Here is a 14,174-nt window from a genome sequence, read left to right as displayed (position 1 = left end):
CCTGATCACCCGCATTTCCCGCCGCGAGGCGCTCACTTCCAGGCGGCCCCGAACGCCCGCCCCGGGTGCTCCGTGAGGACGCGGTCCACCAGGTCCGCGCCCACCGCCTGGACCAGCCGCTGCCGTACCCGGCGCAGCAGGTACGGCATCCCCGGCCCGCCGTCGACCGAGCGGGCCCCGGCGGTCACCGTGTCGCCGCCGAGCAGCAGCCGGTCCCCGAACCCGGCCTCCGCCAGGGCCCGTACGGCCTCCGGCATCCGCCAGTCGGTGGCGTGGTGGGCGCGGGACGGGCCGTCGAAGGCCAGCCAGCAGCCCGACGCGGCGGCCTGCCGGTGCGTCACCGGGTCGGGGGAGCGGTTCAGGTGCCCCAGGATCACCCGCTCACCCGGCACGCCCAACTCACCGCACAGCAGGTCCAGTACGTCCAGGGCGCCGGTGCCCAGCTCCAGGTGTACGGCGATCGGGGCGCCGGTGGCGTGGTGTGCATCGGCCGCCGCCGCCATGGTCCGGCGGGCGTGTGCGTCGAGCCCGTGGAAACCGCCCGCCACCTTGATGAAACCGGCCCGCACACCGGTCGTGCCGATGCCCTCGGTGAGTTCGGAGACGAACAGGTCGGCGAGCCGGCCGCCGCGCAGCCGGGCGAGCGACTCGGGGTCGTAGTGCGCCGCTTGGTGCAGTCCGGTGGCGCAGACGATCCGTACCCCGGTCGCGCGGGACAGCCCCGGCAGGTCCGCCGCGCGCCGTCCCATGCCGTATGGCGTCCACTGCGCGACGGCCGCTCCGCCCGCCGCGCGGAAGGCCGCCAGCTCGGACCGCGCGGCGCGCAGGTCGTCCAGCTCCTGACCCGGCAGCCGCGGGCTGCGCAGGAAGAGGTGGTCGTGCGCGTCGCACACGCCCAGCTCCCCGGCCGGGACGTCGCCGAGGACCGTACGGACGCGGGTCACCACTGCCGTCCGCGCGGGAGCCGGTCCCGGCCGGGTGCGGACAGGTGCAGCACCTCGAAGAGGTCCCCGTCGGCCTTCGGCGCCTCGTGCTCCCAGAGGGAGAAGTGCACCAGCTCCCAGGCGTGGGTGTCCACGGCCGCCGCGGCGAGCACCGCGCCGTCCTGCGCCGCCAGCTCCTCGGTGTCGGCCGCCGCGTCCGCCATGAAGGACGCCAACCGCACGCCGTCCGGCACCGGTCGGCGCCGGCGCACGGCGAACGCGGGGGCGGATTCGGCGGCGGTGCCCTCCTCGAAGGCCAGGCCGGTCCACTGCCGGACCGCGGGCCGTCCGAAGTCGTCGACGGGTCCCTGGAAGGCTCCGCCCCACAGGAAGCCGTTCATGCCCTCCAGGGTGTTCCAGAGGTAGAACGGGCCGTACTGGTTCACCGGCGAGCGGTTCACACCGCGTTCGCGCATCAGGTACGTCTTGATGCCGAGGCCGTCCCAGTCGTCCAGCAGGTGGCCGACGCGGGCGACACGGGAGCGGACGACCCCCATGTCGTAGTCGGCGGGCAGGGTGAACTCGTACTGCATGGCGTGCACTTCGCAATTCCCTTCTCGGGCGGGGGAGTCGGCCACTGCTCAGGCGGGACAGTCGGTCACGTGCGCGTGCCACTCGGTCGTCGTGCCGTCCGCGGCGGCCTCCACCGCCGCTAGGCGGGTGGCCCGGCGCCGTGCGCGCCGGTGACGTTCTCCTCGGGACCCCGCCGGGTGTCGGGACGCCGTCCGGTGATGTGCACGTGGCTCAGTTCCCCTGCCGGGGAGCCGGCGGTGCCAGCAGGGAGAGCAGACCGCGTACGCCCGCGTCGAAGGCGGCCGGCGATCCGGACGCGCGGGCGAGGACATAGCCGCCCTGCACGGTCGCGAGGACGGCCGCGGCGATCTCCTCGCCGTCCAGGCCGGGTGCGAACTGCCCCTGCCGCTTGCCCTCTTCGACGATCCCGGCGATCCGCTCGCGGATGGCGGCGATCGTCTCGTCGACCGGCGCGCGCAGTTCCTCGCTCGCGATCACGTCCGGGTCCATGGTCAGCCGGCCGACCGGACAGCCCCGCAGCACATCACGCTCGCGCAGCAGATACGCCTCGATGCGCTCGTACGGCGTGCCCGGTCCGCCGAGCACGGCCTCGGCGGTGGCCCGCAGTTCGTCTGCGGTGCGCCGGATGGCCGCCAGGGCGAGGTCCGGCTTGCCCTTGAAGTGGTGGTACATGCTGCCCTGGCCGGCCCCGGCGCGCTCCAGGATCGCCTTGGGGCTGGTGCCCACGTACCCGCGCTCCCACAGCAGCTCGCGGGTGGACTCGATGAGTCGTTCCGAGGTGCTCATGCACTCACTGTACATACTAGTAGTTACAGTCCGCCACCCGCTCCCGGAGCAGCCCGGCGTCAGGGCCGTACTCCCCGTGGGGTACGCGCACTGCCGCCGCCCGCACGACGACCCGGACCCCCTGGCGGAGGGAGCCTCGGGACATCACCCGAAGACCCGAACCGACGAGGGGGAGACCCGAGATGCAGACCCTGGCGCACTGGGACGGCGGCGGACCCGGCCCGTGGATCCTGTTCGTCCCGCTGATCTGGGCGGCCGTCGTGACCGGCGCCGTCACCGTGCTGCGCCGCACCGCCCGGCGCGGGCGCGGCCCCTGGCGGCCGGTGGACGCGGGACGCCCGGCGGGTGACTCGCCGCTCGCGGTCCTCGGCCGCCGCTTCGCCTCCGGCGAGATCGACGAGGACGAGTACTGGCGTCGTCTGTCCGTCCTGGAGGAGCTGTTCGGCCGCACCGGAAAGGGCGGCGCGGCCTGACAGCGACGACGCCGCCTTCCCCGCCGGACGCTTCACGGCGACCCTGGCCCGGTCTGGCTCGGGCAGGTTCGCCGGGGCTTGGCGGGGGCGGCCACCTGACGCGGGGCCGGTCACCTGGAGGGGCTGCGTTCCTCGGCGGGGCTTGGTTCCCCAGTGGGATGAACGGGGGCACCGAGGCGGGCGCCCCCTGGGGGTCGGCCCGCGCTGCTGCGGTGTTCCGGAGCGGAGGCTCGGCGGACTCGTGACGGGTCCGCTGCTCCCGGCAGGCCACAGTGTGGCCGGCCGGGAGGCTTCGCGGGGTCAGGAGGGGACGGCTGACCGGGCGGGTGCGGCTGCCCCGGTCGGGGCGGGGGCGGAACCCGCGGCGGGGGCGGGCGCCCCGACCGGCGCCGTAGCCGTGGTGGCGGGCGCCGCGCTCGCGGCGGGTGCGGCGGTACGTCGGAGGGGTGGGGGTGCGGGACGTGTGAGGGGCGCGGCACTCGCCGGTACCGGGGCTGCCGGGGTCACGCACGGCCCCGAACCGGTCGGCCCCGCCGGGAGAACCGCCCCGGCCGGGACGGCCGCCTCCGCCGGAGCAGCCGCCCTCGTGGGGACGGCCGCCCTCGTCGCAGCCGGTGCCGGCGTGCTGCGTACCGCCCCCCGCAGCGAGCCCGACGGCTGGCTGCGGGCGGTTGCCGGGGCCGGGAGGGTGAACCAGACGACCTTGCCGTTCTCGCCGTCCGGGCGCGCGCCCCAGCTCTCGCTGACCGCGGCCACCATGGCCAGGCCCCGCCCACAGGTGGCCAGCGGAGTGGCGGCCGTCGTCTCCTTGGCGTCGGCCGGCACCGGAAGGCGCGGATCGTGGTCGCGCACCGAGACCGTGAGCCGGTCCGGCAGCAGTTCCAGCTCGACGGTGCATGACTTGTCGGGCCGGGCGTGCCGGTGGACGTTGCTCAGCAACTCCGTCACACCGAGCGCCGCCCGGTCTATCAACGGGTCCATATGCCAGTAGCGCAACTGCGCAGATACGATTCTGCGGACCTGGCCGATCCGCGACGGCAGGGCTTGGAGCTCCACCGTGCAGTGCCTGCTTGGGTGACTGATCACGGCTGCGACTCCCCGATGTGAGGTCCGGAGGAACCGGAAGAACACGGAGAACAACGGATCCAGCAGGGTGCTTGCGTCCAAACGTCCGCCTGCTGTCGTGGCCGGCGGGCTGGTTCGCAGCGTTATCGCCGGTAAACCCAGAGTGACGTGAGACCAGCGTGGCGCAGCGGCTGCGCTCCCGCAACTCGCCGCGACCGACCGCTGCCCGGCGTGTACGACCGACCGCTGCCCAGCGTGTGACTGCCCGGCCTGTGCGACCGACCGCCCTCCCGTGTGGGCGACCGATCGGCGCTCGGCGCGTGCGGCCGACCGCCCTGGCCGTGTGGGGCCGCGCGCTCCTCAGCCGCCGCGCCCCGCCGCCCGGCGGACCGCCTCGACGAACCGCCGTGCCGCGGGCGGCCCCGGCCGGCCCGGCGCGGGATCGTGCGCGCCCATCGTCAGCAGATACCGCGTGCCGTTGACGTCGGCGAGCGCTCGATCGTCCGGTACGAACCACGGCTTGGACGCGCGCACCGCCTGCACCGGCGCGCTGTCTATCTCGCTGCCGTAGCTGGTGAGCAGTTGCAGCCTGCCGTCGCTGATCCGGACCTGTCCGGCCCGGGTGAGCGAACGCAGGCGTTTGCCGATGCGCACGCCTGTGGCCGTGAACTCCGGTTCCGCCATGTCTGGCCGCCCCCTCGCGGTGTTCCCGTGGTTCCCTGGTGCGCCCCCGTTCGGGACGGTCGTCCCGTCGCGTGCAGTCTGCCCCGGCTCGGCCTGGAGCACCAGTACGCGCGGGGCGCGCGAGACAGCCGCCCGGAGCACTCGCGCCCGTGCGCCCCCCATTGGCTCGTACATCCGTGCCCCAGTGCGTCTTTGGGTGGCTCAAAGATGCGTTTATGCAGGTGGGAAGCGGTGTGAAAGGTGCCTATGCTCAATTTGCCGGCCCGCGTGAGGCGCCGTCGGCGAGCAGCGTAAGGAGCCCCGCCGTGAGCACCACCCCCCAGATCAGCGCCGGCGCCACCCTCGACGTCGACCGCAGTGACCCCGCCTACCGTGACTGGCTGAAAGAGGCCGTCCGCAAGGTTCAGGCCGACGCGAACCGATCGGCGGACACGCACCTGCTGCGCTTCCCGCTGCCCGAGCGGTGGGGTATCGACCTCTACCTCAAGGACGAATCCACCCATCCCACCGGCAGCCTCAAGCACCGGCTCGCCCGTTCCCTGTTCCTCTACGGCCTCTGCAACGGCTGGATCCGCCCGGACCGTCCGGTGATCGAGGCGTCCAGCGGCTCGACGGCGGTCTCCGAGGCCTACTTCGCGAAGCTGATCGGCGTGCCCTTCATCGCGGTCATGCCGCGCACGACGAGCGCGGAGAAGATCCGCCTGATCGAGTTCCACGGCGGACGGTGCCACTTCGTGGACGACTCCCGGAAGATGTACGAGGAGTCCGCCCGCCTCGCGGTGGAGACCCGTGGCCACTACATGGACCAGTTCACCTACGCCGAACGCGCGACGGACTGGCGCGGCAACAACAACATCGCCGAGTCGATCTTCCGGCAGTTGCGACTGGAGCGCTTCCCGGAGCCGGCCTGGATCGTCGCCACGGCGGGCACCGGCGGCACCTCGGCCACCCTCGCGCGCTACGTCCACTACATGCAGTACGACACCCGTATCTGCGTCGCCGACCCGGACAACTCCTGCTTCTTCGAGGGCTGGACGGCCGCCGACCCGGACGTCACCTGCGACTGCGGTTCCCGGATCGAGGGCATCGGACGGCCGCGCATGGAGCCGAGCTTCGTGCCCGGCGCGATCGACCGGATGATGAAGGTCCCGGACGCGGCCAGCGTCGCCGCCGTACGGGCCCTGGAGGCGGCCATCGGCCGGAAGGCGGGCGGCTCCACGGGCACCGGCCTGTGGAGCGCGCTGAAGATCGTCGCCGAGATGGTGGCCGAGGGGCGTACGGGCAGCGTCGTCACGCTGCTGTGCGACCCTGGTGACCGGTACCTGGACAAGTACTACTCGGACGCGTGGCTCGCGGAACAGGGTCTGGACATCGCGCCGTACGCCGCCGCGGTCGCCGCGTTCCTGGCCACGGGCGTGTGGCCGGACTGAGTCGCCCCTCTCCTCGGGCAGGTCGCGCGCGGCAGGCGGGTTGCGGAGTTGTGTGGGTTTGGTGACGTCTCAATTGAGGCCCTCGGCAAGCCGGTTGCGCCTAAGCGGCTGATAAGATCATCCCACTTTTCAGCGGACTGACGGCGTGTCATCAACGCGTCTGGGGGACAGTCTCGAAGGCACCGTCGCGCTGTTCACGTTCCCGGCGCGATGCGACTTGAAGAGAGTCTCATGACGTCATTGACTCAGGATCCACTGCTGTGGATCTTGCTGGTGGTGCTCATCGCTGCGGTCGTCGCAGTGATGCGGGCCCGGAGAACCAATATGGCGCTCCGAAGAACGAAGAAGGATCTGGAGGCAGGACTCGGTGAGGCCCGCGGCGATGTCGGAGAGCTCCACGCGCACATCGCCACGTTGACCGCCCAGCACCAGCGCGACCTCGCGGACGTCCGGGCGGACGCGGAGGCGGGGACCAAGGCGGTGCTCAAGTCCGCGATGGGAACGCTCCAGTCGCTCGCCGAGGAGCAGCAGGTGCTCCTCGACAGCCTGTTGAAGAAGTACGGCGACACCACCGAGATCCTGGCCGACCTGATGACGGTCGACCACACCGGCAGCCAGTTCGGCCGCCGTGCCAAGGGCATCTCCGTGCTGTGCGGCGGCTGGCTGGGCCGGCGGGAGAGCGTCGCCACGGTCTACGACGTCGCGCGCAGCGCCCAGGGCCGGATCAGGGACTTCAGCCGGGTCAGCGTCCACTCCCAGGTGAACGTCTCCCTCGTCGGCAAGGCGGTCGAGCCGGTGGCCGTGGTGCTGGCCGAGCTGCTGGACAACGCGACGAACTACAGCGCGCCCGGAACCCCGGTCGAGGTCAACATCCAGGCCGTGCCGACCGGTGTGTGCTTCATCGTCGACGACGCCGGACTCGGCATGGACCAGGAGACCAAGGACCGGGCGGCGGCCCTGCTGTCGGTCGACGGCCCGGTCGACATCACCGGTCTCGGCGATCCGCCGCGGTTCGGCTTCGCCGTGTGCGGCATGCTCGCCGCCCGCTACGGCTTCGCCGTCTCCGTCGGTTCCGTGTCCCCCTACGGCGGAGTGCGTGCAGTGATCCGTGTGCCCGAAAATCTCCTCGCGGCCGACGTGCCCGCCCCCGCGGTCGACACCCAGGACACCGCGGCCCCGGAGGCGGCCCCCCAGCGGCTGGCGCCGGTCCCGGTGGTGGGCCCCACCCACGTGGTGGGGACGACCTCGGGAGGTCTGCCCAAACGCCGGCGGCGCAGCGGCCCCGTCACGGTGGTCCCGGCGCTCGACGAAACCGCCGGTCAGGAGGGCACACCCGAGCCCGCCAGCGAGGTGACGGCGTCACGGCTCGGGGCGTTCGCGCGCGGTACACAGCTTGGGCGCACCACGAACACCACGGAAGGACCTGACACCAAGTGAACATCGACCTGTCCTGGGTGCTCAACGACGTGCTTGAGGTACGCGGAGCCCGGCACGCGATCCTCGTCTCGGGCGACGGTCTGCTGTTGCAGCGCTCGGACGACATCGGGCGGGACGACGCCGAGACGAACGCCGCCGCGATGAGCTCCATGCAGTCGCTGAGCCGGGCCGTCGCGGGGTTCGTGGGAGCGGGACACGGGATCTGGAAGCAGACGCTGCTGGAGTACGACGGCGGCTGGATCTTCCTGATCGCCGCCGGCCAGGGCTCCTACCTCGCCGTCTCCGCCGCGCTGGACGTCGACATGGAGGCCATGTCCTTCCGCATGCAGAAGACGGTCACGGGCCTGAGCAAGGCGATGAGTGTGGCCCCCCGCTCCGACAACGGTGCCGGCGCATGACGAATCCCGGCGAGGAAGCCCCCGTCACCAGCGACTTCGTCCGTTCCTACGTCATCACCGGCGGCCGGACGCTGCCGGACTCGGACGACCTGGCGCTGCACACCCTGGTCATCCTGGCTCCCGACCGGACACCCCCGCTGGGAGCCGGCCCCGAGGTGATGGCGATCTGGAAGCTGTGCGCGGGCGGTTACCTGTCGGTCGCCGAGGTGGCCGGACACCTGGGACTGCCGGTGGGAGTGGCCCGGTTGCTGCTGACCGATTTATTCGAGCAGGGACACCTCCTGCGTCGAGCCGAGCCGCCCCGGGCTCAGAACGTTGACAGAGCGACCCTGGAAAAGGTTCTGAATGGACTCCAATCTCTCATCGGCTGAGACGGCCCCCGGCTCCATCTATGTCTCCAGCGCGGTGACCAACGCTGCCAAGATCCTGGTCGTCGGGCATTTCGCCGTGGGCAAGACGACCTTCATCGGCTCCCTGTCGGAGATCACCCCGCTGCGCACCGAGGAGAAGATGACGCAGGCGTCGCTCCACGTGGACGACCTCAGGGGCGTGACCGACAAGACCACCACCACCGTGGCACTGGACTTCGGCCGGCTCACGCTCAGCGACGACCTCGTGCTGTACCTGTTCGGCACCCCCGGACAGCAGCGCTTCATGCAGCTGTGGGAGGACATGGCCCGCGGCGCGCTGGGGGCGCTGCTCCTGGTCGACCCCGCCCGGCTGGAGGAGACGTTCCCCGTCATCGACCTCGTCGAGCGGTACGGCCTGGAATACGCCATCGCGGTCAACAACTTCAAGGCGGGCACGGTGTACGAGGAGGCGGAGGTGCGCGAGGCACTCGACCTGCTCCCGGACACGCCCGTCGTCTACTGCGACGCCCGCGACCGGCAGTCCTCGGCGCACGCGCTGATCGCGCTCGTGCGTCACCTGCTCGCCCGAGCCGCCTGACCCGCCCGTCCGCAGTCGTCTGATCCGCCCATCCCCCCGACCCCCGGCCCGGACCTCCGCCCGGGCCCCGGGCCCGGACCCTCTGCCGGGACCCCGGCCCGGCACCATCCCCCGGCGCCCGGCCCGGGTCGCCCCCCGGCCCCGGCCCCGGCCCGGAACCATCCGCCCGGAGCCTCGGCCCGGAGCCAGCAGAAGGAACTTCATGGACCGCCAGTCAGCCCCCGCCCCCACCGGCGCAAGATGCCCCATGCACGACGCCGCGTTCGCCGCCGACCCGCACCAGGTCTACGACCGGCTGCGCGCCCACGGTCCGGCCGGACCGGTCGAACTCGCCCCCGGCGTCGACGCGACCCTGGTCGTCGGCCACGAGATGGCGCTGCGCGTGTTGCAGAACTCCACGCTCTTCGCCCGGGACGCCCGCCGGTGGAAGGCCCTCAACGAAGGGGCCATCGGGCTGGACAGCCCGGTGCTGCCGATGATGGCGTACCGGCCCAACTGCCTGTTCACCGACGGCGCCGTGCACCTGCGGCTGCGCAAGGCCGTCACGGACAGCCTGGCCCGGCTCAACGTCACCCGCATCCGCCGTGACGTCGAGCCCATCGCCGACTACCTCATCGACCAGTTCAGCGAGCGAGGCCGGGCCGACCTCCTCAACGACTACGCCAAGCTGCTGCCGCTGCTGCTGTTCAACAAGCTATTCGGCTGCCCGGCGGACATCGGTGACACCCTCACCAGCGCCATGTCGGCGATCTTCGACGGCAAGGACGCCCTGCGTGCCAACGAGGAACTCACCGCCTGCCTCATGGAGCTGATCGCCCTCAAGCGCCGCCGGCCCGGCGACGACGTCACCTCCTGGCTCATCCAGCACCCCGCCGGGCTCACCGACGAGGAACTCAAGGACCAGCTCGTCATGCTGATGGGCGCCGGTGTGGAACCCGAGCGCAACCTCATCGGCAACGCGCTCCTCCTGCTGCTGTCGCCCGACACCAGCGGGCGCGACTCCGGGCTGCTGGTCGAGGAGGCGATCGACGACGTCCTGTGGAACGAGACGCCCATCGCCAACTACGCCACCCACTTCCCGGTGCAGGACGTGGACCTCGGGGGAGTGGTGGCCGAGGCCAACACCCCGGTCGTCATCAGCTTCGCCGCGGCCAACAGCGATCCTGCGCTGGCCGAGGCCCGCCGGAAGCACAGCAAGGGCGCCCACCTGGCCTGGGGAGCCGGTCCGCACGCGTGCCCGGCCAAGGACCCGGCGCAGGTCATCGCCGTCACCGCGATCGAGAAGATCCTCAACGCCCTGCCCGACCTCACGCTGGCCGTTCCCGAGAAGGAGCTGGCATGGCGCCCGGGGCCGTTCCACCGGGCCCTGGTCGCGCTGCCCGTGGTCTTCAGCCCGACCCCGGCCACCCGCATGGTCTCCGCCCTCCAGAACCGCACCGGCTCGGCCGCGGCGGAGCAGCCGCTGCCCTCGGTTCCGGCCTCCGCCGCCTCCGCCGGCCGGCAGGAGCCGGCCAGGAAGAAGGGATTCTGGAGCAGTTTCCTGGACATATTCCGCGTGTGATGTACGGCATGTGACAGGAGCAACACTGTCAGGCGCATGACGAAGGAGAGGGGAAGGGTAGGTTCCGGCGGTAACGGTAGCGCCCAGCACAGAGGAGCTTTGCGTGACCGCCGTTGGCGTCATACGCGGTACCACCCCCGACCGCCGAGTCGTCATCCCCCTCCTTCGCCGCCTGAGGTCCGGCGAGGGATTGGCCGACCCCCTCCCCGTCTGGGAGGAACTGCGCGCCCTGGGCGACGTGGTGCCCGCGCCCTGGGGCGGGTACTTCGTCACCGGATTCGAGGCGTGCAGCCAGGTCCTGCGCGGCAGGAACTGGCTCGTCCCCGACTTCGACTGGCAGGAGCGCCGGCCCGACCCTTCGCGCTGGCGGGAGCCGGCGACGCGGGAGATGACACGGACCCTCTCCCGCCTCAACCCGCCCGTGCACACCTTCCAGCGGCGCGCTCTGGGCAACCTCTTCGACCGCGGCACCCTGGAGGCCATGCGGCCCCGGATCGCCGGCCACGTCACCCGGCTCCTGGACCGCCTCGCCGCACAGCTGCGCACCCACGGCGAGGCCGACTTCGTCGACACGGTCGGCGACCGGCTCCCGATCCACACGGTCGGCCAGTGGCTCGCCATCCCGGCCGAGGACTACCCGCGGATCCTGGACTTCACCCACCGCCAGGTCCACGCCCAGGAACTCCTGCCCACCAAGAGCGAACTGGCCGTCTCCGCCCAGGCCACCCTGGAGATGAGGGACTTCTTCACCCGCCTGATCGCCCACCGGCGCCGCCACCTTGGCAACGATGTCCTCTCCGGCTGGATCCGCTACTGGGACGCCCAGTACCCCGAGGACCGCGCGGCGGCGGACCAGACGCTCTACGACCTGACGATGTTCATCACCATCGCGTCCCTGGAGACCACCGCCACGCTGCTGACCAACGCCGTGTGGTTCCTCACCCGGGATCCGGCCCGGGCCGACTGGCTGCGCCGGCACCCCGAACACATCGACGACGCGATCGACGAGGTGCTGCGCTACGACCCGCCCATCCACCTCAACACCCGGTACGCCGCCGACGACACCGTCCTCGTCGGCGTCCCCGTCGCCAAGGACACCGCCGTCCACGTCCTCTACGGCGCCGCCAACCACGACCCGCGCCGCAACGAGAACCCGCACGTGTTCGACATCCGCCGCAAGGGCGCCCACCTCACCTTCGGCGGCGGGGCCCACTACTGCCTCGGCATGGCCCTGGCCCGGCTGGAGGCCCGCGTCCTGCTCGGCGAGCTGCTGGAACGATTCCCCACCCTGCGGCCGACCGCGGACCCGGCATACGCGAGCCGGATGGTCTTCCGGCGCGTCACCTCCCTGACGGTGACGGCGTGACCTCCTGGAGGCAGCCCTTGGGCACCTGACGAGACGACCTGCCGACATCGACGACACGACTCCCCCGAAAGCGACGACATGACCGCCCTCTCCCTCACGGCCCTCCCGCCCGGCTCCGTACGGCAGACCCTGCGGACCCACCGGGAGGGCCCGGTCCTCACCATCGAGCTGAACACCCCCGAGCACGGCAACACCGTCACCGACGCCCTGCTGGACGACCTCCTGGCCGTTCTCCAGGACCAGGACCCGGCGGTCCGCGTGCTCGTCCTCACCGGGAGCGGCGGCGACTTCAGCCTCGGCGGGGACCGCGGCGAGTTCGCCCGGCACCTCGCCGCCGACCCCACCGGCAGCGGCATCCGCGTGTCGGGGACCAAGGCGCGCCGCGTCTGCGACGCCCTCACCGGGAACCCGGCCGTCACCATCGCCCGCGTCCACGGCAAGGCCATCGGGGCGGGCATGGCCCTGGCGCTCGCCTGCGACCTGCGCGTCGGCTCCGAGGACGCGACCTTCCGGCTGCCCGAACTCGCCCTCGGACTCCCCACCGCCTGGGGCGGCCTGCTGCCCCGCCTCGTCAACGAGGTCGGCGCCGCCCGCGTCCGCGAACTCGTGCTCACGGGCCGGGCGTTCACCGCGGCGGAGGCCCACTCCCTGTCCATCCTGCAAAAGGTCGTGCCGGCGCACGAACTGGACGCGGCCGTCGACGCCTGGGCCAGGCCCATCGTCCGCCGCCCCCCGGCGGCACTGCGCGTCACCAAGACCCTGCTCAACTCGCTGTCCGCCGCCTCCCGCCTGGCCGACGTCTCCGCGCTGGACGCGGAACTGATGGCAGCGGTCGTGTCCGAGGCGCACCACGTCCACGGCGACTGATCACCGCCGGGACACGTACCCGTCCAGGGAGGTCACCGCGTCGCGGAAGGCGCGCCCCAGGCCCGCCCGGGCCAGCGTGAGGAAGAACCGGAACGGTGCCGTCCCGTCGGCGGCCAGGGTCCACCGCACACGCGTGCCGGTGCCCCGAGGTGTCAGGCGCCACTCCTCGGCCAGAGCACGGGCCCCGGGCGCGTTGGTGCTGTCGATGCGGTAGGCGTACACCTCGGGCGCCTTCGCGACGAGCACCGTCTCCACGAACCGCGTCCCGCCCCGGAGCCGGATCTCCCGCCCGGAGCCGCCGCCGGTGGCCCGGGCGAGCGTCACCGCCGCGAACCACTCGGTCCAGCCGGGCACGTCCTCGGCGAGCGCGCGGAAGACCTGCTCGGGCGAGGCGGAGATGTTCCGTGCGAAGACCAGGCGCACGGGGGCGGCCACGATGAAGCCGGGATCAACCGCGCGCAGACGACGAGCCATGGACGAGACCCCCTCGTGAACACTCCCGCGGGCGGTTGAGCAGACATCGTCAACCGGGCATCGCCACCTTAGCTGACGGCCTCTCAGATGTCTGTGCCGTCCTCGTCCCCGGGCTCGCCCGCCACCAGCACCCGCAGGTGCTCGGAGATCTCCGCACGCGCCTCGGCGGGCAGGCCGGCGTCGGTCACCAGCGTGTCCACCTGCTCCAGCGCGGCGAACGAACTCAGGCCGACCACACCCCACTTGGTGTGGTCGGCGACCACCACGACCCGGCGCGCGGAATGCACCAGCCGCCGGTTGGTCTCGGCCTCCGCGAGGTTCGGCGTGGACAGGCCGGCCTCCAGCGATATGCCGTGCACCCCGAGGAAGAGCAGATCGAAGTGGAGCGCGGCGATCGCCTGGTCGGCCACCGGCCCCACCAGCGAGTCCGACGGAGTGCGCACCCCGCCGGTCAGCACCACCGTCGCCGCCCCCTGCCGCTGCCCCGAGGTGCGCTGCGCCGAGTGGAAGACGTCCGCGACCCGCACCGAGTTCGTCACCACGGTCAGGTCGGGCACCTCCAGCAGCTGCTGCGCGAGCGCATACGTCGTCGTGCCGCCGGACAGCGCGATCGCCGCCCCTGGGCTGACCAGCCGGGCCGCGGCGCGCGCAATGTCCTCCTTGGCGGTCAGCTCCAGCCCCGACTTCGCCTCGAACCCCGGCTCGTGCGTGCTCGCCTCGACCACCGGCACCGCGCCGCCGTGCACCTTCTCCAGCACACCCTGGCGGGCGAGCGCGTCCAGATCGCGGCGCACGGTCATGTCCGAGACACCGAGCTTGCGGGTCAGTTCGTTGACCCGTACCCCGCCCCGGCGCCGGACCTCGTCCACGATCAAGGCGCGGCGTTGCTCCGCGAGGAGGTTCTGATTCTCGCTCACGTACGCTCCGGTCCTTTCGCCGCCAACCGTCCGAAACGCCCGGCGCACCGGCTCCGACCAGGAAGTTCCCTCTGTCCGGCAGTGCGCGGGCGTCCCATCCTTTCACGGGTCGGCACCGGTTGCGCCACCGCGTCGTGACCCGTCCGCCGCCACACGGTTCGGGGAGATTCCGTGACGAGAGGTGTACGCGACCGCCGGACCGGAGATCCTGGAGCGCGCACGACACAGGCGTCAGGCGGCACGGGGGAAGT

At 72.1% G+C, this 14,174-nt stretch carries 15 protein-coding genes and 1 pseudogene; 9 read left to right on the top strand and 7 right to left on the bottom strand.

Features of this window, described 5'->3' with window-relative positions; all coding sequences use genetic code 11:
- Nucleotides 1-32: 32 nt before the first annotated feature.
- The 3 genes from AQJ11_RS25245 to AQJ11_RS25235 all read right to left on the bottom strand — a co-directional run bounded on the left by AQJ11_RS25245 (nt 33) and on the right by AQJ11_RS25235 (nt 2,318).
- Nucleotides 33-944 (bottom strand): phosphotriesterase family protein, encoded by a 912-nt coding sequence (locus AQJ11_RS25245; protein WP_059264473.1) that lies wholly within the window; start codon nt 942-944, stop codon nt 33-35.
- Nucleotides 941-1,525 (bottom strand): DUF4865 family protein, encoded by a 585-nt coding sequence (locus AQJ11_RS25240; protein ID WP_059264472.1) that lies wholly within the window; start codon nt 1,523-1,525, stop codon nt 941-943. The genes AQJ11_RS25245 and AQJ11_RS25240 overlap by 4 nt, the downstream gene beginning before the upstream one ends.
- A gap of 202 nt (nt 1,526-1,727) precedes the next feature.
- Nucleotides 1,728-2,318 carry a TetR/AcrR family transcriptional regulator gene (locus AQJ11_RS25235; RefSeq protein WP_059264471.1) on the bottom strand — a complete coding sequence of 197 codons (591 nt, stop codon included), beginning with the start codon at nt 2,316-2,318 and terminating at the stop codon, nt 1,728-1,730.
- 167 nt (nt 2,319-2,485) lie between these two features.
- Here AQJ11_RS25235 and AQJ11_RS25230 point away from each other — a divergent pair, with 167 nt between their 5' ends.
- Nucleotides 2,486-2,776, top strand: coding sequence for an SHOCT domain-containing protein (locus AQJ11_RS25230; RefSeq protein WP_058079524.1), 291 nt, complete (start codon nt 2,486-2,488; stop codon nt 2,774-2,776).
- Between the two features lie 543 nt (nt 2,777-3,319).
- Here the strand turns inward: AQJ11_RS25230 and AQJ11_RS51195 are convergent.
- Nucleotides 3,320-3,862, bottom strand: a pseudogene (locus AQJ11_RS51195) (ATP-binding protein); the annotation flags it as partial.
- A gap of 339 nt (nt 3,863-4,201) precedes the next feature.
- On the bottom strand, nt 4,202-4,525 hold the full coding sequence (locus tag AQJ11_RS25220; RefSeq protein WP_014671112.1) for a hypothetical protein: 324 nt from the start codon (nt 4,523-4,525) through the stop codon (nt 4,202-4,204).
- 305 nt (nt 4,526-4,830) lie between these two features.
- Here AQJ11_RS25220 and cds1 point away from each other — a divergent pair, with 305 nt between their 5' ends.
- The 8 genes from cds1 to AQJ11_RS25180 all read left to right on the top strand — a co-directional run bounded on the left by cds1 (nt 4,831) and on the right by AQJ11_RS25180 (nt 12,532).
- Nucleotides 4,831-5,955, top strand: a complete 1,125-nt coding sequence (gene cds1 / locus AQJ11_RS25215; protein ID WP_014671111.1) for an L-cysteine desulfhydrase Cds1 — start codon at nt 4,831-4,833, stop codon at nt 5,953-5,955.
- A 231-nt stretch (nt 5,956-6,186) separates the two neighbouring features.
- Entirely contained in the window at nt 6,187-7,392 is a 1,206-nt protein-coding gene (locus AQJ11_RS25210; RefSeq protein ID WP_175252078.1) for an ATP-binding protein, read from the top strand.
- Entirely contained in the window at nt 7,389-7,790 is a 402-nt protein-coding gene (locus AQJ11_RS25205) for a roadblock/LC7 domain-containing protein (RefSeq protein WP_014671109.1), read from the top strand. Before AQJ11_RS25210 ends, AQJ11_RS25205 begins: the two co-directional genes overlap by 4 nt.
- Complete coding sequence (locus AQJ11_RS25200) at nt 7,787-8,161, top strand: DUF742 domain-containing protein (protein WP_014671108.1); 375 nt, start codon at nt 7,787-7,789, stop codon at nt 8,159-8,161. The genes AQJ11_RS25205 and AQJ11_RS25200 overlap by 4 nt, the downstream gene beginning before the upstream one ends.
- Nucleotides 8,136-8,738 carry a GTP-binding protein gene (locus AQJ11_RS25195; protein ID WP_014671107.1) on the top strand — a complete coding sequence of 201 codons (603 nt, stop codon included), beginning with the start codon at nt 8,136-8,138 and terminating at the stop codon, nt 8,736-8,738. The genes AQJ11_RS25200 and AQJ11_RS25195 overlap by 26 nt, the downstream gene beginning before the upstream one ends.
- Before the next feature lie 247 nt (nt 8,739-8,985).
- Nucleotides 8,986-10,299 (top strand): cytochrome P450 family protein, encoded by a 1,314-nt coding sequence (locus AQJ11_RS25190; RefSeq protein WP_059264470.1) that lies wholly within the window; start codon nt 8,986-8,988, stop codon nt 10,297-10,299.
- 103 nt (nt 10,300-10,402) lie between these two features.
- Nucleotides 10,403-11,665, top strand: a complete 1,263-nt coding sequence (locus AQJ11_RS25185) for a cytochrome P450 (RefSeq protein WP_208616602.1) — start codon at nt 10,403-10,405, stop codon at nt 11,663-11,665.
- 78 nt (nt 11,666-11,743) lie between these two features.
- Nucleotides 11,744-12,532: an enoyl-CoA hydratase/isomerase family protein gene (locus tag AQJ11_RS25180; RefSeq protein ID WP_014671104.1), complete on the top strand. Its 789-nt coding sequence runs from the start codon at nt 11,744-11,746 to the stop codon at nt 12,530-12,532.
- Here the strand turns inward: AQJ11_RS25180 and AQJ11_RS25175 are convergent, their stop codons facing one another.
- Both AQJ11_RS25175 and AQJ11_RS25170 read right to left on the bottom strand, forming a co-directional pair.
- A complete protein-coding gene (locus AQJ11_RS25175) occupies nt 12,533-13,006 on the bottom strand; it encodes an SRPBCC family protein (RefSeq protein WP_014671103.1) in 474 nt (157 codons plus the stop codon). It lies immediately after the preceding gene.
- An 83-nt stretch (nt 13,007-13,089) separates the two neighbouring features.
- Nucleotides 13,090-13,923: a DeoR/GlpR family DNA-binding transcription regulator gene (locus AQJ11_RS25170; protein WP_059264469.1), complete on the bottom strand. Its 834-nt coding sequence runs from the start codon at nt 13,921-13,923 to the stop codon at nt 13,090-13,092.
- Between the last annotated feature and the right edge of the window lie 251 nt (nt 13,924-14,174).

The sequence above is a fragment of the Streptomyces corchorusii genome (genome assembly GCF_001514055.1).
GTDB lineage: Bacteria > Actinomycetota > Actinomycetes > Streptomycetales > Streptomycetaceae > Streptomyces > Streptomyces olivaceoviridis.
This window is presented reverse-complemented; position numbering and strand designations above follow the sequence as displayed.